17 protein-coding genes are annotated in these 19163 nt (G+C 61.7%); 14 read left to right on the top strand and 3 right to left on the bottom strand.

What is annotated here, in order from left to right; translation table 11 throughout:
- Positions 1–125 precede the first annotated feature (125 nt).
- The 13 genes from VMA09_16685 (at position 126) to VMA09_16625 (ending at position 14208) form a co-directional block, all read left to right on the top strand.
- A complete protein-coding gene (locus VMA09_16685) occupies positions 126–2231 on the top strand; it encodes an NAD(+) synthase (protein HUA35247.1) in 2106 nt (701 codons plus the stop codon).
- Positions 2185–3066 carry a TIGR03619 family F420-dependent LLM class oxidoreductase gene (locus tag VMA09_16680; protein ID HUA35246.1) on the top strand — a complete coding sequence of 294 codons (882 nt, stop codon included), beginning with the start codon at positions 2185–2187 and terminating at the stop codon, positions 3064–3066. The genes VMA09_16685 and VMA09_16680 overlap by 47 nt, the downstream gene beginning before the upstream one ends.
- Before the next feature lie 512 nt (positions 3067–3578).
- The gene (locus VMA09_16675) at positions 3579–3884 is read left to right on the top strand and encodes a PqqD family protein (GenBank protein ID HUA35245.1); all 306 of its coding nucleotides are present in this window, start codon (positions 3579–3581) and stop codon (positions 3882–3884) included.
- The gene (locus VMA09_16670; protein ID HUA35244.1) at positions 3868–4311 is read left to right on the top strand and encodes a lasso peptide biosynthesis B2 protein; all 444 of its coding nucleotides are present in this window, start codon (positions 3868–3870) and stop codon (positions 4309–4311) included. The genes VMA09_16675 and VMA09_16670 overlap by 17 nt, the downstream gene beginning before the upstream one ends.
- Before the next feature lie 27 nt (positions 4312–4338).
- Positions 4339–4644, top strand: coding sequence for a PqqD family protein (locus VMA09_16665; GenBank protein HUA35243.1), 306 nt, complete (start codon positions 4339–4341; stop codon positions 4642–4644).
- 21 nt (positions 4645–4665) lie between these two features.
- Positions 4666–6630, top strand: coding sequence for an asparagine synthase-related protein (locus VMA09_16660; GenBank protein ID HUA35242.1), 1965 nt, complete (start codon positions 4666–4668; stop codon positions 6628–6630).
- 1 nt (position 6631) lies between these two features.
- Positions 6632–7771, top strand: a complete 1140-nt coding sequence (locus VMA09_16655; GenBank protein HUA35241.1) for a 50S ribosomal protein L11 methyltransferase — start codon at positions 6632–6634, stop codon at positions 7769–7771.
- Between the two features lie 212 nt (positions 7772–7983).
- A complete protein-coding gene (locus tag VMA09_16650; protein HUA35240.1) occupies positions 7984–8148 on the top strand; it encodes a lasso RiPP family leader peptide-containing protein in 165 nt (54 codons plus the stop codon).
- A 220-nt stretch (positions 8149–8368) separates the two neighbouring features.
- The gene (locus tag VMA09_16645) at positions 8369–9268 is read left to right on the top strand and encodes a hypothetical protein (GenBank protein ID HUA35239.1); all 900 of its coding nucleotides are present in this window, start codon (positions 8369–8371) and stop codon (positions 9266–9268) included.
- 18 nt (positions 9269–9286) lie between these two features.
- Positions 9287–10540 (top strand): nucleotidyltransferase family protein, encoded by a 1254-nt coding sequence (locus VMA09_16640; GenBank protein HUA35238.1) that lies wholly within the window; start codon positions 9287–9289, stop codon positions 10538–10540.
- The gene (locus VMA09_16635) at positions 10537–12327 is read left to right on the top strand and encodes an ABC transporter ATP-binding protein (GenBank protein HUA35237.1); all 1791 of its coding nucleotides are present in this window, start codon (positions 10537–10539) and stop codon (positions 12325–12327) included. The genes VMA09_16640 and VMA09_16635 overlap by 4 nt, the downstream gene beginning before the upstream one ends.
- Positions 12328–12368: 41 nt before the next feature.
- Positions 12369–13361, top strand: a complete 993-nt coding sequence (locus VMA09_16630) for a glutathione S-transferase family protein (protein ID HUA35236.1) — start codon at positions 12369–12371, stop codon at positions 13359–13361.
- Positions 13362–13563: 202 nt separating this feature from the next.
- Complete coding sequence (locus VMA09_16625) at positions 13564–14208, top strand: OmpA family protein (protein ID HUA35235.1); 645 nt, start codon at positions 13564–13566, stop codon at positions 14206–14208.
- 89 nt (positions 14209–14297) lie between these two features.
- On the opposite strand, the gene VMA09_16620 is transcribed toward VMA09_16625, so the two are convergent.
- The 3 genes from VMA09_16620 to VMA09_16610 form a co-directional block, all read right to left on the bottom strand.
- Entirely contained in the window at positions 14298–15191 is an 894-nt protein-coding gene (locus VMA09_16620; GenBank protein HUA35234.1) for an SDR family NAD(P)-dependent oxidoreductase, read from the bottom strand.
- A 163-nt stretch (positions 15192–15354) separates the two neighbouring features.
- Positions 15355–15771, bottom strand: coding sequence for a nuclear transport factor 2 family protein (locus VMA09_16615; GenBank protein HUA35233.1), 417 nt, complete (start codon positions 15769–15771; stop codon positions 15355–15357).
- A 96-nt stretch (positions 15772–15867) separates the two neighbouring features.
- On the bottom strand, positions 15868–16338 hold the full coding sequence (locus tag VMA09_16610; GenBank protein HUA35232.1) for a MarR family transcriptional regulator: 471 nt from the start codon (positions 16336–16338) through the stop codon (positions 15868–15870).
- Positions 16339–16411: 73 nt separating this feature from the next.
- Here VMA09_16610 and VMA09_16605 point away from each other — a divergent pair, with 73 nt between their 5' ends.
- A complete protein-coding gene (locus tag VMA09_16605) occupies positions 16412–17914 on the top strand; it encodes an FAD-dependent oxidoreductase (GenBank protein HUA35231.1) in 1503 nt (500 codons plus the stop codon).
- Positions 17915–19163 lie beyond the last annotated feature (1249 nt).

Here is a 19163-nt window from a genome sequence, read left to right as displayed (position 1 = left end):
GGGCTTCCACTGCATCCCGGCTTAGGGCATGTTTGAATGCGTCAGGGGCGACGGTGGCGATTTCGCGACGAACACATCGAGTTACCGAGCTGAGGCGATCAGAGAGTCGCGCCTCCAAGGGTTCGTTGCACGAGCGCAACTTCTTCAATCTGTTTGTTCACGACTTTGTCCGCGTCGCGGTCGGAATTCCGCCGGTCAAGGTCGCCGATCCCTCGTACAACGCGGGTCATACGATCGAACTAGTTCGGCGCGCGGCCGCTGCGCGCGCGACGCTCGTGCTCTTTCCCGAGCTCGGGTTAAGCGCGTACTCGTGTGACGATTTGTTTCATCAGCGCCCGCTGCTCGATGCGTGCAAGGAGGGGCTCGGTCGTATCGCCGCCGAGACGGCATCGCTTGAGATCCTGACCGTGGTCGGGATGCCGCTCGTGGTCGAGAATCAGCTCTTCAACTGCGCCATCTTTATCTGTCGCGGACGAATCCTCGGTGTCGTTCCGAAGACCAATCTTCCCAACTACCGGGAGTTTTACGAGCAACGCCAATTCACGTCGGCTGACGCGGCGAGCCGCACGGAAATCGATCTCAATGGGCAGCGCGGCGTGCCTTTCGGCACCGATCTCATCTTCGAGCATGGCGAGCAGCCGTGGCTGAAGATCCACGCCGAGATTTGCGAGGACCTGTGGGTGCCGGTCTCGCCGTCTGCGTATGCGGCGCTCGCGGGCGCGACGGTGCTGCTCAATCTGTCGGCCTCCAATATCACGATCGGCAAGGCCGACTACCGGCGCCTTCTCGTATCGAGCCAGTCGGCGCGATGCCTCGCGGCGTATCTTTATTCGGCGGCGGGCGCGGGCGAATCGACGACCGATCTTGCGTGGGATGGCCACGCGCTAATCTGCGAGAACGGCAACATGCTCGCCGAGTCGAAACGCTTTGCCGACGATCCTCAGCTCGTTCTGGCCGAGATCGACATCGAGCGGCTCGCGCAGGAGCGGATGCGCCAGAACACGTTCGGTGAGACGGCGCAGCGCGAGCGCGAGCGTCTCGCGAGGTTCAGGCGTATCGAGTTCGCAACTGAGCTTCCACGCGCAGCTCGGCTGATGCCGGAGCGCAACTACGAACGCTTCCCCTACGTGCCGTCTGATCCAGCGACGCGCGATGAGCGCTGCTCGGAAGTCTTCGACATCCAGGTGCAGGGTCTGGCGACGCGGCTGCGCGCTTCGGGGCTCAGCCGCGTAGTGATTGGAATCTCGGGCGGAATCGATTCGACGCATGCGCTGCTGGTATGCGCCAAGGCTCTGGATCGAATCGGCTCGCCGCGCACCAACCTGATCGCGATCACGATGCCGGGTTTTGCGACCAGCGAGCGCACCCTCGAGCAGGCGCGCCGACTGATGCGCGCGATCGAATGCGACGCGCGCGAGATCGATATCCGGCCGAGCTGTCTGCAGATGCTCAGCGACATCGGTCATCCGTATTCCGAAGGCAAGCTCGTTTACGATGTCGCGTTCGAGAATGTGCAGGCGGGCGAGCGCACGAGCCATCTGTTCCGCGTCGCGAACCTCGAAAACGGATTGGTCGTCGGCACCGGCGATTTGAGCGAGCTCGCACTTGGATGGTGCACCTATGGCGTCGGCGACCACATGTCGCACTACAGCGTCAATGCGAGCGTGCCGAAGACACTGATACAGCACGTCATCCGATGGGTCGCGGAGAAAGACGAGCTCGGCCACGACGCGAGCAACGTGCTGCTCGAGATTTTAGATACGCCGATCAGCCCCGAGCTCGTGCCGAGTGACGGCACTACTCCCGCCCAGGACACCGAGGCTTCGATCGGGCCATACGAGCTGCACGATTTTTTTCTCTACTACACGGTGCGCTTCGGATATTCGCCGCCGAAGGTCGCCTTTCTCGCCTACCACGCATGGCATAATAGCGAGCGCGGCGGATGGCCGAATATTCCGGCGCAGCGCCGCAACCAATACGATCTTGGCCAGATTCGAAAGCATCTGGAAACTTTTCTCCGCCGCTTCTTCCGGCTGAGCCAGTTCAAGCGCAGTTGTATTCCCAATGCGCCCAAGGTCGGTTCGGGCGGATCGCTCTCGCCGCGTGGTGATTGGCGTGCGCCGAGCGACAGCGAAGCGACTGCATGGCTGGCGCAGCTCGCGCTGATTCCGGAGGAGGCTCGCGATGAAGCTCGGACTCCATCTCCCGCAACTCGGCGGCGCGCCCGCTGACATCGCGCGTATCGCACGCCGCGCCGAGGATACCGGCTACGCATCGATCTGGGTAAGCGATCATATCCTCGTCCCGGCGGAGGGCGGGCGGCTTCCTGCGATCGAAATCATGGAACCTCTCATGACGCTCGCGTACGTCGCGGCGCTCACGAGCAAGATTCGCCTCGCGACCAGCGTGATCGTCGTGCCGTATCGCAATGCGATTCATCTCGCCAAGGAGCTCGCCACGCTCGATCGCCTGTGCGGCGGCCGGCTCGCCGTGGGCGTCGCCAGCGGATGGCTCGAATCGGAGTTCCGGGCGCTCGGCGCGCCATATGAAAAGCGGGGCGCATACACTGATGAAGCGATCCGCCTGATGCGTGCGATGTTCGCGAACGACACGCCCAACTTCGACGGCGAGTTTTTCAAGCTCCACGGCATGAAGTTCGGCCCACGTCCCGCGGCGGGCAGAATTCCGCTGTGGATCGGCGGAATCAGCAAGCGCGCTGTTCGCCGCGCCGTCGAGCTCGGCGACGGATGGCATGGCACCCGGATGCGGCCCGAGCAGGTGGCGGAGTGCGTGCGATGGGTTCATGAGATCGCCTCGCGCTATGGCCGCGTGCTCAACAACTTCACAATGAGTCATCGCGTCTATGTCGGTTTCGCGGAGAAGTGGACCGACACAGGGGGGTACGTCGAAGGAGTTCTCGCGCCGCCTGCGGAGCTCGCGCAATATCTCGCGCGCTACGCTCCGCTCGGAATCGACGAGCTGCTAATCAGCCCGCTAACCCCGGAAGGCAAGCTCGACGACTTCCTCGACCGCTTCGACAAAGAAGTCCGCCCGCTCGTGAAGTGAATAGCCTTGGCAGCAGATCGGCGTCAGGTTCGGGATAGGGAAATAAAGCAGTTCGTCTCGCGATCATTCGCGTCAGGAAATCGGACTCGAGAGTAATTATTTGTGCCTGCGCGCTTCGGCCCCGACGGCAACTTCCATTTCGCGGATGCTGAGGCGCGGCCTTTTATAACCAACGCAACCGAAGAGCGATTCCCAAGTCTTGGTTTTGCCTGCAATGCGAGTACGAGGCGGCTTCAAAAGGAATCCACCGTCGCTTTCTTCAATCGTGAACACCGTTCCCGGCTGGAGACGGTGCGCGATCCGCAGAGCCAGGGTAGAACCAACCGCCCGTTGGTCGAGACTCTGGCGATGTAGGGAGTCTGGCGATGTAGGACATGATTAACGTTACCGCCGGAGCGAGCGATCCGAAACGTCTGACGATGCTCGCGCTTGCCCGTCGAGGCCTTGCGCTATAGATTTCTCAGGATAGCTGAGTCGGGTCGAAATACTTTGAGGCATAACTTGACCGCTCAGTGCATCAACACTTGAACATCGATATTTCCACCGTCGTCGTGGCCTCCAGGAACCAGATCTCGTGTGAGCTCGAGGGCGAGGCTGCGATCCTGAATTTGAAGGAAGGCTTCTATTACGGCCTCGACGAAGTGGGATCGGCGGTGTGGCAGATGCTTGCCGAGCCGCGGCGCGTCAGCGAGATTCGCGACGAGCTGCTCGACCTTTACGAGGTGGACGCCGACAAATGCGGCGCGGACTTGATTCGCCTGCTCGGCGAGCTCAGCACGCGCGGCTTGATACAGGTCGTCGATGACGCGAGCGCGTAAATACCTCGCGCTTGAGCCCGCCGAGCGCCAGCTCTTTCACGAAGCCTACGCGCTCGTCGCCGCGATACGCCTGGCGAGCTGGACATTGCCGTTTGCCAGGGTTCGCGAGCTTGCCTCTCAGATAGCGAAGAAGGGTGAATTGCCGGATTTTGAGTCGCGGCCGTCGCGCGAGCGAATCGCGTACTTCGTGCGCGCCGCGGGCAACGCGTTCCCCGGCGGACACAATTGTCTCGTGCAGGCCCTCGTTGCTGAGATCATGCTGCTGCGCCGCGGTTATCCGGCCGAGCTTCGGATCGGCGTCGCAAATCCCGCAGCGCAGGGATTCAAAGCGCACGCCTGGCTCGAGAGCGAGGGCCGCGTCGTGATCGGCGATTTTGAGCTCGAAACCTACGCGCCACTCGGCACGCGCGGCGCGAGTCCGCGCTGATTGGCGATCGTCCGGCGAGAAACTTCGATGAAGGTTCAGATCGGCGACGACGTCGTATGGCGAGAGCTCGATGAACAGGTTGTCATCTTCGATACGGCCCGCAATCAATACTTTGGCCTCGAAGGCTCGGGAGGCGCGATGTGGCGAACGCTGGTCGAGTGCGGATCGACCGAGTCAGCACTTGAGAGCCTCGCCGAGGATTTCGATGCCGATCCCGAAGAGCTTCGCAACGATCTGGATACGCTCGTGAAAAACCTCGTCGAGCGCGGTCTCCTGCAAACTGTCGCCGACATTCCGCCTTCGCTGGCGCGCAAACCGCGCGCCCGTCGCTGAGGCCTCGCGCACGCCGACCTCATGAGCGGTATCGCCGCGATTTTCAACCTCGACGGAGCCCCGGCCGACCGCGCGCTCGTCGAGGCAATGCTGGCCGCCGCACCGTATCGCGGTCCCGACGGCTCCGGCATCTGGAACGAAGGTCCGATCGCGCTCGGTCACTTGATGATGCACGCGACGCCCGAATCGATCGGCGAACCGCAGCCGCTCGTCGACGCCGCCGGAAATCTCGCGCTCGTATTCGCAGGACGCATCGATAATCGCGAGGAACTGATCGCTGCCATCGATGGCGCGAAGCTCCACACCGATGCTGAGATCGCGTTGGGCGCGTATCGGTGTTGGGGCGAGGAGTTCGCGGCGCGAATCCTCGGCGACTTCACATTCGCGCTGTACGATCGGGTGCGCCAGCGCTTGTTGTGTGCGCGCGATCCGCTCGGCGTTCTGCCGCTTTACTACTTCTGCGACGGCCGGGTTTTTATCTGCGCCTCGGAACTCCACCAATTGTTGATTCATCCACGGGTGAGGCTCGCGCCCAACGAGCCGATGATCGCGGAAGTGCTCGTCGCGTGGCCGCAGGACCCCGAAGAAACGCTCTATCGCGGAATCTTTCGCTTGCCGGGCGCTTTCATGTTGTCGGTTGCGGCACAGGGCATGACCAAGCGCCGCTATCATGATCTGGATCCGCGCAGCACGATTCGTTACCGCCACGACGCCGAGTACGCCGAGCATTTCGGTGCGATCTTTCGCGACGCGGTGCGAAGCCGGCTGCGCAGCAGCGGCGGCGTGCTCGCGGACTTGAGCGGCGGACTCGATTCTTCGTCAATAGTCATGGTCGCGCGCGATCTCATGAACTCGGGCCATGCGCGCGTCGGGTGGTTCGACCCGGTCTCGATGACCTTCGATCATCCTCTCGCCGATGAGGAGCGTTACATCGCCGAGGTCGAAGCAGCCACGGGTCTCCGCAGCTATCGGATTCATCATAGGCTGCAGACTCGCGACGATTGCCTGGCGACGGTCCGCCATTATCGCGATCTGCCTTTCGTTCCCAACCTCGCGATGTTCGATATCGCGGCAACGACGCAGGCCTTGCAAAAATCGCGCGTGTGGCTGACAGGTTCGGGTGGCGACGACTTTCTGAGCGGCAGCAACCGCATCTATGCGGATCTAATTCGCGGGTTCCGTGTCGCCGAGTTGATCCGCCGCTTGCGCGCCGAGAACGCGCGCTACGCGCTCGATCCCAAAGGCGAGAAACCGCTGCTGACACTCTACAAAGGAGGCGTGCTGACCCTAGTTCCTCCAAAGTTAAGACGCGCGCTCAAGCCGTATTTCAAAAATGTCGCAGCGCCGCCGGCGGTCACTGCGGATTTCGCACGGCGAACGAATCTCGTGGAACGATTGGCGCGTCGTGCGCCGGCGCCTGAGGGCACTGGCTTCGCGCAGGGCGACCTTTATGAGATGTATGCCTCGGGCGAGCGCCTCTCCGTGCTCGAGATGGTCGATCGGTTCGGCGCGCGCCACGGCGTGGAGGCGCGCCATCCTTTTTACGATCGCCGCCTCGTGGAATTTTTCTTCGCCATCCCTGAAGAGCAGCGCCGGCGCGACGACCTGACCAAGTTCGTGCTGCGCGGCGCGATGAAAGGCGTGTTGCCCGAATCGATCCGCACGCGCCGCGACAAAGGTGATTTCGGCTATATCTATCCGCAAACGTTCCGGCAGATGGGCGGCGAGCGCTTGTTCGATTCACTTGCTATCGCGCGCAACGGCTGGGTCGATGCGGCCAAAGTCCACGCCGACTATGTCCGCATGGGTTCGCTATATGCCGCTGGCAGTCCTGAATATATGAGGCGCCTGGTGCCGCTGTGGGCGGTGACCGCGGTCGAGATGTGGTTCAACGAGGTCTTCGGGCAATCGAGCCAAGGCCTAGCCGCCCGACCACATCGGTCTGAAGCTGTGGACCCGACTTCCTCCGCATCGAGGACGAACTAGAGTGTCACAGGCTCTCGACGAACATCGGCACTATCTCGCCGACGAGTTGCGCACATCGCTTTATCGAAAGGCGATTCGCGACGTCGTGCGTCCCGGCGACGTCGTCATGGACCTCGGCGCCGGCACAGGCATCCTCGGATTGCTCGCGTGCGAGGCCGGGGCGCGCCGCATCTACGCTGTCGATGCGGGCGGGATGTTGCAGGTGGCGCGTGAGTCCGCGCGCGCAAATGGCTTTGGCGATCGTTTCGTGGGAATCCAGGGATTCTCGACCCGCATCGATTTGCCCGAGAAGGTCGATGTAATCGTCGCCGATCAAGTCGGTTACTTCGGTTTCGAGGCCGGCCTGTTCGAATCGTTTCGCGATGCAACGCGGCGCTTTCTCAAACCCGGCGGCAGGACGATTCCGCTCAGCGTCACGCTTCAAGCCGCCCCAGTCAGTTGTCGCGAGGGCTCGGACATCGTGAAATTCTGGAGCACGCATCCTGGCGGGTTCGATTTTTCAAGTGTGTCGAAGATCGCAGCAAACACCGTCTATCCAATTACCGCGAAGCATTTGAAGCCGCTTTCGATTACGGCCGACCTGCTGACGCTGGATGTCGTTGGCGCGCCATCGGCATTCGATGCGCAAGCTATGACGCGGGTTAGCCGCGCCGGCGTGATCCACGGCCTCGGCGGATGGTTCAGGGCGCGGCTCTCGCCGAGCGTAACGATGACCAACAATCCTGTCGTATCGCGGCGAATCAATAGGAGCTGTGCGTTTATGCCGCTCGATGAGCCATGGCGCGTGGCTAAAGGAGATCGGCTGCAGATTGCAATCAACGTGACGCCTCAACAGCACTTGGTCACTTGGAAGGTGAGGCTTTTCGATCGCAAAGGCGTCGAGAAGTTGAGGGCGACGCAATCGAGCCTGCGCGGGATGCTGATGACGGCGGACGCCGTTGCCAGGACGAACCCCCGGAACGCACCGCGCCTCACACCCTGGGGCGAGGCACGACGGACCGTGATCGAAGCCTGTGATGGTCGAAAATCGCTCGCTGAGATTGAGTGCCTCGTATTTGAGCGGCATCGAAAACTGTTCGATTCTCAAGCGCAAGCCGCGGAATTTGTCGCAAAGGTGACCGCCGCCGATGCTGCGTTCTGACGGCCAATGACGAATTGGATTTGCAGTTGCAACAAAGAAGCCGAGAGGGCATAGTTCTCGCGATCCGGATTGCGATAGCGCTAGCGAGACCGGTATCGCGCTCAAGCTAGTTTAGAGGAGCAAACTAAACCGAAATTGCTCTTTGACGAAGCGTCGCGACTCTGGTAAAACCTTCACGTCTGGTCGTTGAGCTATCTGGAGGAGGAGTAAGAATGCGCAAGCAGCAAGAGGAAATTTCCTCCAAGCGGAAGGAAAAGCGGGCAAAACGTGCCTATAACGCCCCTCGCTTGATTGAGTTTGGCAGCGTCACAAAGCTTACCGCTGGCACCGGTACCTCGCTTCCGAACGACGGCGCTTCGGGCATGATGAACGGCTGAGTTCCAGCTCCATCTTTACTGCCCCGAGTGTTCCTTTCGTTGGTTCGAGGGGGGACAAAGAGAGTTCGCTAAGGGAGGGTGGCTGCCGATAGGCAGTCGCCCTTCAATAAATGCGCTGTCCTGTCGAAACCGAACTTGCCCACTGATATCGTTCCGAGTCTAAAATTATCGCGTGTTCCTGTATCGGGCCTACGGATTCATTGTTAGATCCGATGTGCGGATGCCCGAGCTCGTCCCGGCGCGAGGCTCCGATCCTGATGGGCGTCGAAAGTTCGATATAAAGCTCCGGCGCCATCGACGCGAATCGCTCTCGCGCCGCGAACTTATCGGCGAAGTCGAGTTGCCCAAAGGCGGCGCATGGCGGCGCATCTGGCGGGCCGCCGATGGCGGCTTCATCGTCACTTTCGCCGAGCTTGCGAGCTTTGCGCTGAGCGCGCGCGGCGATGCGATCGTTTGCACGCATCGATCACCGGGAGTCGCGATTCGTACGCTGCGCCATCTCGTGCTCGATCAGATCATGCCGCTGGTGCTGATAAGGCACGGGCGCCAGGCGCTGCACGGCACCGCGATCGCAACGCGCGTCGGAATCATCTCGTTCGTGGGCCCGGCAGGAACCGGCAAATCCACTCTGGCCGGCGCATTCTGCCAGGCCGGGTTCAAAGCCGTCGCTGATGACTGCCTGTCACTAATCGACAACGGACGAATCCTGGGCGTCCCTGCCTATCCCGGCCTGCGATTGTGGGAAGATTCTGCGGCGGCGCTGGGGCACCCGGGCGGGGCGGCGGTCGCGCACTACACTCCGAAGCAGCGCTCATTCGCCGCCGAAAACTTTGACGACTTTCCCCCCGCGCCGCTGCCGCTGGCGAGGATCTATCGCCTCGAGCGCGAGGAATCCTCAACCGTGCCGCGGATCGAGGAAATCTCGCAACGCGATGCGCTGCTCGAACTGGTTCAGACCTCGTTTCAATTCGATCCCAGGGACGAAGCCGCGCTCGAGCTGCATTTCCGCTTCATGGAACGGGTGGCACAGACTATCCCAATCAGAAGATTGTTCATTCCCGAGGGCTTTGAGTTTCTGCCGCATGCTCGCGATGCAGTCCTGCGCGATCTCGATGCCTGAGCGCTCTTGGGCGAGGGCGTGCGCGCCGCTATTCTCTTTTGCCAGGTGATTCGGCCCGAAACTCCGCTCCCGGTGCCGGCCAGTCCGGAGGCTCGTCTGATTTTGTGCTGCGCCGCGTTGGCCCATGACGACGAGCGCGAGGCGCTGGCGCGCGAGCTCGTTGCGGAAGTTGATTTCGATCTGCTGGGCCGTCTCGCCAAGCGCCACGCCGTCACGCCCACGGTGTATCGATTTCTCGAGCGCGCGTGCGCGGAGCAGATGCCTCAGGCCGGTGCCGCCGCGCTCCGGACACGGCTTCAGATCGTGGTGTTGTTCAATCGGCATCTGGCGGCGGAACTGGTGCGCATCGTGCGGCTGTTTGCCGAAATCGGAATCGAGACGCTCTCTTTCAAAGGTCCGATTCTGGCCGCGACTGCGTACGAGTCGATCGAGGGCCGCCAATACGGCGATCTCGATCTGCTCATTCGCCGGCGCGATTTGCCGCGCGCCGCGGAGCTCCTTCGCGCGCAAGGTTATTCATCCAACGTCCAGCGCTGCGATCGGCTCGGCGATCCCTACTTTCAGGAATTCGAGGAATTCTTTACCGCGCCCGCGGGCATCGGCGGTGTCGACCTCCACTGGCAGATGACGCCGAAGTCGTTTCCGTTCGTGCCGGACGAAGAAGCGACGTGGGCGCGTGCGCAGGAAGTCGAGTTGTTCGATGCGCCCATCCGCACGCTCGATCCAATCGACAATCTGCTCTACCTGTGTGTCCATGGCGCGAAGCACGGATGGCATTCGCTGAACACGATCTGCGATGTTGCCGCGCTGCTGCGTGCGCTTCCCGGCCTCGATCTCGAGGCGGCGCTCGATCGCGCGACGCGCTGCGGCAGTCAGCGAATGCTGCTCGCCGGCCTGTACCTCGCGCATGCGATGCTCGGTGCCGAGTTGCCGGGCGAGTTGCTGGCGAGGGCGGTTTACGATGACCGTATCGTATCGCTGTGTGCCAAGGTCGCGCGCGATCTCTTTCGCGGCGATCCCGACGTCGATCCGCTGGTCGATCCATGGCTCGTTCCGCTGCGATCGATCGAGTTGCCCGCGGCGCGCGCGCGATATGTGGTAGGACGTTTGCTGGCGCCGACGATGGGTGACTACCAGGCGCTACCGCTGCCCGATGCGCTGTTCCCGCTCTACTGGCTCACGCGCCCCTTCCGGATGGCGGCGCAATATGGTCCGCGCCTCGTTCGCGGTGCGTTCGGAATCCATACCGGCGAAGAGGCCGGCTCGCGATGAATTCGACGTTCCGCCGCTATCTCGCCACGATCATCGAAGTCTCGCGCTGGAACGTGATTCGCGCGCTGGTGCTGATGGTCGGCTTCTCGCTGACCGAGGGAATCGGCATTGCGCTGCTTTTGCCGACACTGGAAGTTGCCGGCCTCAACCTCGTGGGGCAGGGCGCAGCGGGCCGTTACGCCAGCGCGGTACGGGCGGCGCTGGCGTCATTCGGACTTCACGCGGACTTGCTGCTGTTGCTCGGGATCTTCGTCGTGCTGGCCGGCCTGCGCACGCTTCTCGGCCGGATGCAGTCGGTTGCGTCGTATCGCGTCGAGCAGGATTTCGAGGACAGCATGCGGCGCCGGCTGTACGCATCGATCAGCAATGCGAACTGGCTGTTCGTCTCGCGCACGCGCGTTTCGGATTTCACGCATGCTTTGACGGCGGAAATCGAGCGCGTGTCGTTTGCGACTTTCATGCTGATGCAGCTGGGCACCGACGTTGTGATCTCGATGCTTTATGTGGCGATCGCATTTTCGTTGTCGCCCGCAATGACGCTCCTCGTCCTCGGCAGCGCGCTGGTCTTGGTCGTGGCCTTCCGCGGCCGCACGCAGGCCATCGAAGAAACCGGGCAGGAAGTTTCGAGCACCACCAAGTCGCTCTACGCCGCGATCAGCGACCATCTGCTGGGACTCAAGACCGCCAAGGCTTACGGCGCTGAACGCGACAACGCCAGGATTTTCTCGGCGCTGAGCCGCGAGGTCGCCGAATCGAACGTGTCGAGCGCGCGCGAGCAGGCCCACGCCGCGGCGCTCTTCGAGCTGGGCTCGGTCGCGATTCTGGCCGTCGTTCTGTTCGTCGCGATTCGCGTGATCCGGGTGCCGTCCGCCGCGATTCTGATTCTGCTGCTGCTCTTTGCGCGCGTGATGCCGCGCCTGATGTCGGTTCATCGCTCGTATCGGATCGTTATCAACGCCATGCCCTCGTTTGTGGCGGTGCTCGCGCTCGAAGCGCGATGTATCGAGGCCGCGGAACCGGTGGACAGTATCGAGATGGCGCTGCGGTTCGATCGCGAGATCGCAATCGACGGCGCGTCTTTCGCCTATGACGGCGTGCGCGGCGAGGCGCTGCATGCAGTCGGGCTTACGCTCCCGGCGGGAAGCAAAGTGGCGCTCGTCGGTCCCTCAGGCGCGGGCAAGAGCACGATCGCCGACTTGATAATGGGATTGCTCTCACCGGACCGCGGCGCGATTCGTATCGACGATGTCGAGCTGACTCCGGCGCGGGCGCGCGCGTGGCGCGAGTGTATCGGCTACGTCGCCTCGGACACGTTTCTGTTTCACGACACGATTCGCGCCAATCTGAAATGGGCGAAACCGAATGCCAGCGACGGTGAGATTCGCGCCGCGCTCGCGAGTGCCGCGGCCAGTGATTTTGTCGCCGCGCTTCCCGCCCGTCTCGACACCGTTGTCGGTGACCGCGGCGTGATGCTGTCGCAGGGCGAGCGTCAACGGCTCGCGCTCGCGCGCGCGTTCCTGCGCAGCCCCGCTTTGCTCGTGCTCGACGAAGCGACCAACAGTCTCGATGCGGAAAACGAGGCGCGGATCCTGGCCGCGATCGCCGAGCGTGGTGAGAAGCTGACGGTCGTGATAATCGCGCATCGCCTGTCGACGATCCGCTGGGCGGATTTTATTTACGTGGTCGAGAACGGCAGCATTGTTGAGTCCGGCCGGTTCGACGAACTCAGCACTCGCCGCGAGGGGCGTTTTCGCGCGCTGTGCGAGGCACAGAGTCTCAACCTGTGAGACAATGAGCATGATTCTTTTGGCATCGAGGAGATCATGCGATGGGACTTCTGATCGAAGGCGTCTGGCACGATCAATGGTACGATACCAAGTCGCATCACGGCCGCTTCGTTCGCAGGGACTCGGCGTTCCGCAACTGGGTAACGCCTGATGGCGCAGCGGGATCCTCCGGCGAAAGCGGATTCCGCGCTGAGCCGGGACGCTATCATCTTTATGTCTCGCTCGCGTGCCCTTGGGCGCATCGCACACTGATCTTTCGCAAACTCAAACATCTCGAACAGGCTATCTCAGTATCGGTAGTCGATCCCTTCATGGGCGAAAATGGATGGTGCTTCGCGGCGCCCGACGGGTCGATCACGCCGGGCTCGACGCGCGACGACTTATACAGTTCGAAATGCCTGTATCAGATTTATACACGCGCCAACCCGAAATATAGCGGCAATGTCACCGTGCCGGTGCTGTGGGACAAGAATCGCGAGACGATCGTCAACAATGAATCGTCGGAGATCATCAGGATGCTGAATAGTGCGTTCGACGAATTTGCCGACGCATCAGTGAATTTCTATCCAGCCGATCTTCGTCAACAGATCGATCGCATTAACGCCGTCGTCTATCCGAACCTGAACAACGGTGTTTATCGATGCGGATTTGCGACGACACAGGACGCCTACGAAGAGGCATTCGATATTCTCTTCGAGACGCTTGACGGACTGGAGAATCGTCTTAGTCGATCGCGATATATAGTCGGCAATCGCCTCACCGAAGCCGACTGGCGCTTGTTTACGACACTGGTTCGCTTCGACGCCGTGTACAATGGACACTTCAAGTGCAACCTGCGGCGGATAATCGACTACCCAAATCTGTCCAATTACCTGCGCGATCTATTCCAAGTGCCGGGCGTCGCCGAGACCGTCAATCTTTTCCAGATAAAGCGGCACTACTACATGAGTCATGGAACTATAAATCCGACCCGAATCGTGCCCAAGGGTCCGGCGCTCGATTTCAGCGCGCCCCACGATCGCGCGCGCTTCTGATTAGTCACATTCCGTTAATACTCAATTCGTAGAAGCGAAACAGGGTTAAATTTCGGTGACTCTGTTCCTTCCATGCAAGGCCGCGCGCTACACCCTAATCGCCTGATTTCGTTTGTTCGCTTATGGGAGGGCCTTGGGAGGAACAATGAAAAGACGATCGCGAACTTCTATCCTGGTGGCGATGTCAGCCGGAATAGCCATGATGGCGTCCGGTTGCGCCTGGCTTGAGCAACCTCGTGAAGTTGGATGGTGTACTTTCGGCGGCGGCGTGCTCGGCGCGCTGGCCGGAACCGGTATCGGATTCGGCGTGGCCGAAGCCAACAGCAACACTGACGGCGGACCTTCGCGGCAAGCCACTGGCGCCGTGATCGGCGCAGCCGTGGGCGCGCTCTCCGGCGCGATCATCGGGCACTTCGTATGTGATCCGATCGAGCAGCCGGCTGCGCCGCCTCCTCCTCCGCCCCCCCCACCGCCTCCTCCGCCACCGCCGCCGCCGCCCCCGGTGAAGCAGAAGCTCGTGCTGCGGGGCGTGCACTTTGACTTCAACAAGTCGAACATTCGCCCCGGCGATGCTGCGATCCTCGACGAGGCTGCGCAGACGCTAAAGGCGAATCCGGGAGTGACGGTTGACGTCAACGGCTACTGCGATGCGATCGGCGGTACGGAGTACAACCTCCGCCTGTCCGACAGACGCGCACAGTCGGTCGTCGATTACCTTGCGAACCAGGGTATCCCGTCGAGCCAGCTCGTAGCGCACGGCTACGGCAAGACGGATTTCGTCGCACCGAACGACACGGCTGAAGGCCGCGCGCAGAACCGCCGCGTCGAACTGGTCCCCGAGCAATAACTGGCACCACAACCAACGGGGCGCTCGCGAATCTCGCGAGCGCCCCGTTGTTATTTTCGGTCCGCTGTTCCCGGGCGCTTGAACAATCACTACATCCGCGGCGGCTCCATATCGACGAGCAGCGTTGTCTTCAGGCGCTCGAACAACTCGTCGACGTTCCACGGACCGTTGTTGTAGATGATTTTCTCAGGAACGATGTGCGTGTAGCGCATGATGCGGTAACCAGAGGCGCCGAAGCATTGGCCGGTGACTTCGGCAGCGTCGTCGCTCGCGAGGAAGAGGCAGATCGGCGCGATGTTGGCGGGATCTCGCGGCGTGCCTTCGGCCGATTCCGATTGCGGTACCCCGGTCGAGCCGAAGCGTCCCGCCGGAATCGTATCGGTCATGCGCGTCGCGGCGCCCGGCATGATTGCGTTGACCGTGATGTTGTACTTCTTGAACGCAACCGCGCTCGAATAAGTCAGACCGAGAATTCCCGCCTTGGCGGCCGCATAGTTCGGCTGACCCGGACTGCCGAGCGCAGAATTCGACGAGAAATTGATTATGCGTCCGGTCTTGCGCTCGCGCATATGCGCCGACGCCGGGCGCATCGTGCAGTAATGGCCCTTGAGGTGGACGCGAATGACGTCGTCCCACTCTTTCTCGCTCATGTTGAACAGCATGCGGTCGCGCAGAATTCCGGCGACATTGACCAGGATGTCGAGCTGGCCGAATTCCTTGATCGCCTGGTTGACGAGGCCCTCGCCGCCCTCGACGGTCGAGATATCCATGTGATTCGAGGCCGCCTTGCCGCCGGCCTTTTTGATTTCCGCGACCACTTCTTCGGCTGGCGTTTGCGTCTTGTCGATCTCGCCGTCCACCTTGACGCCAAGATCGTTGACGACGACTGCGCATCCTTGCGCGGCGTACAACTTTGCGATGCCGCGGCCGATACCGCGTCCTCCGCCGGTGATGGCGGCTACTTTACCGTCGAGCTTGCCCATTGCTCAGAATCTCCCTTGCGGCGAAATGCCGGAATCCAAACGCGTGCGTGTTTTGGTTCCATCGAGACGCCGCGCACGATCGCGCGACAATCTTCTGAGCGCTTATAGCGCAAAGTTCGGAATCGGCAACAGAGTATCGCTAAGCCGCGCAAGTATCACAGGGTCAGATCCGTATCAGCGGTTCCAGCTTTTCGCCTGAGCGGCGCGCGCGCAGCGGCGCAGTGTCCTGGTAAACGCGTTCCTCGGCGATCTTGCCCTCCCTCAGCGTGAACTTGTCGACGCCGCGCCAATCGAAGCGCTTGCCCTCGACGATTCGCGTCGTTTGCCATTCGATCATGACGATTGCGCCGTCGGGGGTGGGGCGCCAGCTCCAATCCAGAAGCTGCCACACCAGGTCAGGCGCCACGTGCTTCTGCACTTCGTTCAATCGCGGCAGCTCGCTGCCAGTGATTGGCGATCCCACGAGCGGCGTATGCAGCAGGCCATCGGCGTGCCACAACGCCAGGAATAAATCACCATCCCGCGCAGCCCACGCGGCAGCAAAGCGGGTAACAAACTCTGCGACAGCAGCCTCAGTCATAAAATTCCTCCCTGCGTATTCCGACGAACATCAAAACCCCGCAAGAAGGCCAATGTGAAAACTCGGTGGGCCGATCGATAGTCAGTTTGGCGATTGTCACTTACCGGACGGGGTTGTCGCTAGAAGATCGTCCGCAAACCGGCGCATGAGCCGCGTGAGATGCTTCAGGTCTTTCTTGCTCCAACTGGCGAGGAGCCGCGCACCCAGCCGTTCGCGCGCCGCGTCGAGGGCGTCGGTCATGACGCGGCCCTTGGCGGTGACTATCGCCTCCCGCACGCGTCTGTCGCGCTTGGAGGAACGGCGCGCGATGAGTCTCAGCTTTTCGAGTTTCGCGAGTTGCCTGCTGATGGTGGTGTAATCGCGTCCGACCATGTCGGCCAGGTCGCCGACGCCCAGCGGTCCTTTGCGTTCCACCAGCACCAGCAGCGGGAAAAGTGCCCGGTCAATTGAGACGCCCGCTTCGTGAAGGACGAGGCTGTCGCGCTGCGGGCGATTTATCATGCTCACCAGGTCGATGAGCGTGTTGTGCAACTGGCGGATTTCTTTGTTTATAGGTCTAGGGGGCATGGCTCCGTGTGGCGGCATATCCTGATATGTGTATAATACAATATATGTATAAGACACATATCAGGAGACGGCTATGAGCGAAACCTTTTCGACCGATGTGCTGATCTGCGGGGCAGGGGCCGCGGGCCTCACTCTCGCCATCGAGCTCGCGCGCCGCGATGTGTCTTTCCGGCTCATCGATAAGCTCGCGGAGCCGTTCCGCGGCTCGCGCGGCAAAGGCATTCAGCCGCGCAGCCAGGAGATTTTCGAGGATCTGGGCATTCTCGACCGCGTGGTCGCAGCGGGCGGCGAGTATCCGCCGCAGCGCGAGTATCGCGCCGACGGCAGCTATGAAGAATCGCTCATCATGGAGCCCCAGGCGCCCACGCCCGACGAGCCGTACCATATTGCGCTACTCGTTCCGCAGTTTCTGACCGAAGCGGTGATGCGCGAGCGGCTGGCGGAACTCGGACATCGCGTGGAATTCGGCCGTGAGCTGACCAACCTCGCGCAGGATGCCGAAGGGGTCAACGTCCGCATCGGCGGGGCAAAACCTGAAGAGGCTCTGCGCGTGCGCTATCTCGTCGGTGCGGATGGCGGCAGAAGTTTCGTGCGGCACGCGCTCGGGATCGATTATCCGGGCAAGACGCTCGGCGTGCGCGCGGTGGTGGCCGACGTGATCCTCGAAGGACTCAATCGCGACGCCTGGCATCGGTTCAATGAAGGCTCGATGGAAAAACAGATGTCGCTGTGCCCGCTGGCCGGTACCGAGCTGTTCCAGTTGCAGGCGCCGATTCCGATGGAGGGCGATGTCGATCTCACGGCCTCGGGGCTGACCGAAATGGTTGCAAGCCGGATCGGACGAAACGACATCGTGATTCGATCGGTGGGGTGGGCCTCGGCCTATCAAATGAATGCGCGCCTGGCGGACCGTTACCGCGAGGGCCGCGTGTTTCTGGCCGGCGATGCGGCGCATATTCATCCGCCGACCGGCGGCCAGGGCCTCAATACGAGCTTGCAGGATTCCTACAATCTCGGCTGGAAGCTCGCCGCGGTGCTGGCTGGTGCGCCTGATACGTTGCTCGACACTTATGAGCAGGAGCGCCGTCCGATCGCGGCGCAGATGCTCGGCCTTGCCACGAAGCTTCTGGAAGCGGCCAAGCGAGGCGTGATGCGCCGCGGCCGCGAAGTGCATCAGCTCGACCTCGGATATCCGGAATCGTCGCTGGCGCTAGAGAAGCCCGAGCGCAAGGGCGGCCTGCTCGCGGGCGATCGTGCCCCGGACGCGCCGATGCGTGGTGCGGCAGGGGAGCCGCTCCGGCTCTTCAATCTCTTTCAAGGCACACACTGGACGCTGCTCGGCTACGAAGTCGATTCCGCTTCCGCGATCGCTCCGCGCGCGCATCTTCACATCCACAGAGTTGGCGCTCGAGGAGACATCATCGACGAGGGCGGTCACTTTCGCGCGGCCTACGGCCTCACGCCCGGAACATGGGTCCTGGTGCGGCCCGACGGTTATATCGGCGCAATCATTGCGGCGGACGAGGCACGCGCGCTGTCCGGATATCTCAATCGCGTCGGCGTCGCAGGCGCTTGAGTCGAATTCGGGAAGGCGCGACTTTGCGCCGCTTCGAACTCGATGCCGGATGTCAACACCGTTGAACTTCCAGAGCATCTTGGGAAAGTTGGTCTGCCGCTTGTATAAAACCTTGTCAAAAAGTTTTGCACGCCGTAACACGCCTCAGCCAGTGTCTTTTCGTTAACGTGCGGTCGAGTCGACGGGATCGCGCTCCGGTTGCTGTTCACCACAAGCCGCGCGGCACCCGTGCCGCGCAACCGCATCCTGGAAAGGAGCATCATCAAGCGAGGAACCGATCGAGCAGTCGCGGGACGTCGAGGCATCTTCGTTGCGCTAGTGGCCGGTATGATCGCGATACTGGCGGCGAGCGCCGCGCAGGCGCAGCCCATGATCAAGGTCAGTACCGTAGCGGACGACAATGGTTCGAGTGAGTGCACCCTGCGCGAGGCGATCAATGTCGCGGTGGGTGCAACGCCGCTCTCGGAACGACCACGATTCTCAGCAGTACTTTTTCGAACAACGAGGCGATCGCGCAGACCTCGAGTGTCGCGAGCAGCGAGAGGGGCAATCTGGGGCGATGGCAGCGCGACCATAGTCAACAGCAACTTTTTCCGGAAATGAAGCCGATTCCTCTACCACCGGCCCGCGAAGCCGCAGGGCGGGGCCTCTTTAACAACGGGTCTGCCTGGACAATGACCAACTCAACATTTTCGAACAATCAAGCCATCAGCAATTGAGTGCTTTCGGCGGCGACAGCGGCGCCGGAGGCTCCACAACCCTCAAAGGGACCATACTCGCCGGGAACACAGCCGCTGGGACACCTGACAACTGCGATGGCAACCTGCCTGATGACGGTTACAACATAGCGGAGGATAGTTCGTGCAACTTTGCGAGGGGCGGCACCAGCCAGGTCATCACGCCGATCAGCGCCATCGGCCTTGATACAGCGGGACTGGGGCAGAACGGAGGCCCGTCCGAGCAACCTAAACATCGCGAGAGAGGTCGGCTGGTCCGCGGCTTGAGTTGTCTGAGCTCAAGCTCCGTACCAGACAGGTGAGGAGTGCGCGTTCGAGGCTGGCCGCGCCGATTGGAGGACTAACGCCCGCCGCCGCTCGTCGTCGCATCATCCGCGGGTTCCGCGGCGCCGTGCTTGGTCGGCTTCGGCATGTGGATATACAAGTCCTCGGCGGCGGGGCGCTTGTCGGTATGCATCTTCGGCGGGCGCATCGAATACTTGACCTCGCGAAAATGCTCCTTGTACTGGCGC

The sequence above is a fragment of the Candidatus Binataceae bacterium genome, assembly GCA_035508495.1.
Classification (GTDB): domain Bacteria; phylum Desulfobacterota; class Binatia; order Binatales; family Binataceae; genus JASHPB01.
The sequence above is the reverse complement of the archived record's forward strand: the minus strand, read 5'-3'. Positions and strand labels throughout refer to the sequence as shown.

Bases quoted from the DNA above. Each gene is read 5' to 3' on its own strand.
- VMA09_16680 (HUA35246.1), top strand. From the start codon at position 2,185: ATGAAGCTCGGACTCCATCTCCCGCAACTCGGCGGCGCGCCCGCTGAC.
- VMA09_16670 (HUA35244.1), top strand. From the start codon at position 3,868: ATGACGCGAGCGCGTAAATACCTCGCGCTTGAGCCCGCCGAGCGCCAG.
- VMA09_16665 (HUA35243.1), top strand. From the start codon at position 4,339: ATGAAGGTTCAGATCGGCGACGACGTCGTATGGCGAGAGCTCGATGAA.
- VMA09_16660 (HUA35242.1), top strand. From the start codon at position 4,666: ATGAGCGGTATCGCCGCGATTTTCAACCTCGACGGAGCCCCGGCCGAC.
- VMA09_16650 (HUA35240.1), top strand. From the start codon at position 7,984: ATGCGCAAGCAGCAAGAGGAAATTTCCTCCAAGCGGAAGGAAAAGCGG.
- VMA09_16645 (HUA35239.1), top strand. From the start codon at position 8,369: ATGCCCGAGCTCGTCCCGGCGCGAGGCTCCGATCCTGATGGGCGTCGA.
- VMA09_16635 (HUA35237.1), top strand. From the start codon at position 10,537: ATGAATTCGACGTTCCGCCGCTATCTCGCCACGATCATCGAAGTCTCG.
- VMA09_16630 (HUA35236.1), top strand. From the start codon at position 12,369: ATGGGACTTCTGATCGAAGGCGTCTGGCACGATCAATGGTACGATACC.
- VMA09_16625 (HUA35235.1), top strand. From the start codon at position 13,564: ATGGCGTCCGGTTGCGCCTGGCTTGAGCAACCTCGTGAAGTTGGATGG.
- VMA09_16620 (HUA35234.1), bottom strand. From the start codon at position 15,191: ATGGGCAAGCTCGACGGTAAAGTAGCCGCCATCACCGGCGGAGGACGC.
- VMA09_16615 (HUA35233.1), bottom strand. From the start codon at position 15,771: ATGACTGAGGCTGCTGTCGCAGAGTTTGTTACCCGCTTTGCTGCCGCG.
- VMA09_16610 (HUA35232.1), bottom strand. From the start codon at position 16,338: ATGCCCCCTAGACCTATAAACAAAGAAATCCGCCAGTTGCACAACACG.
- VMA09_16605 (HUA35231.1), top strand. From the start codon at position 16,412: ATGAGCGAAACCTTTTCGACCGATGTGCTGATCTGCGGGGCAGGGGCC.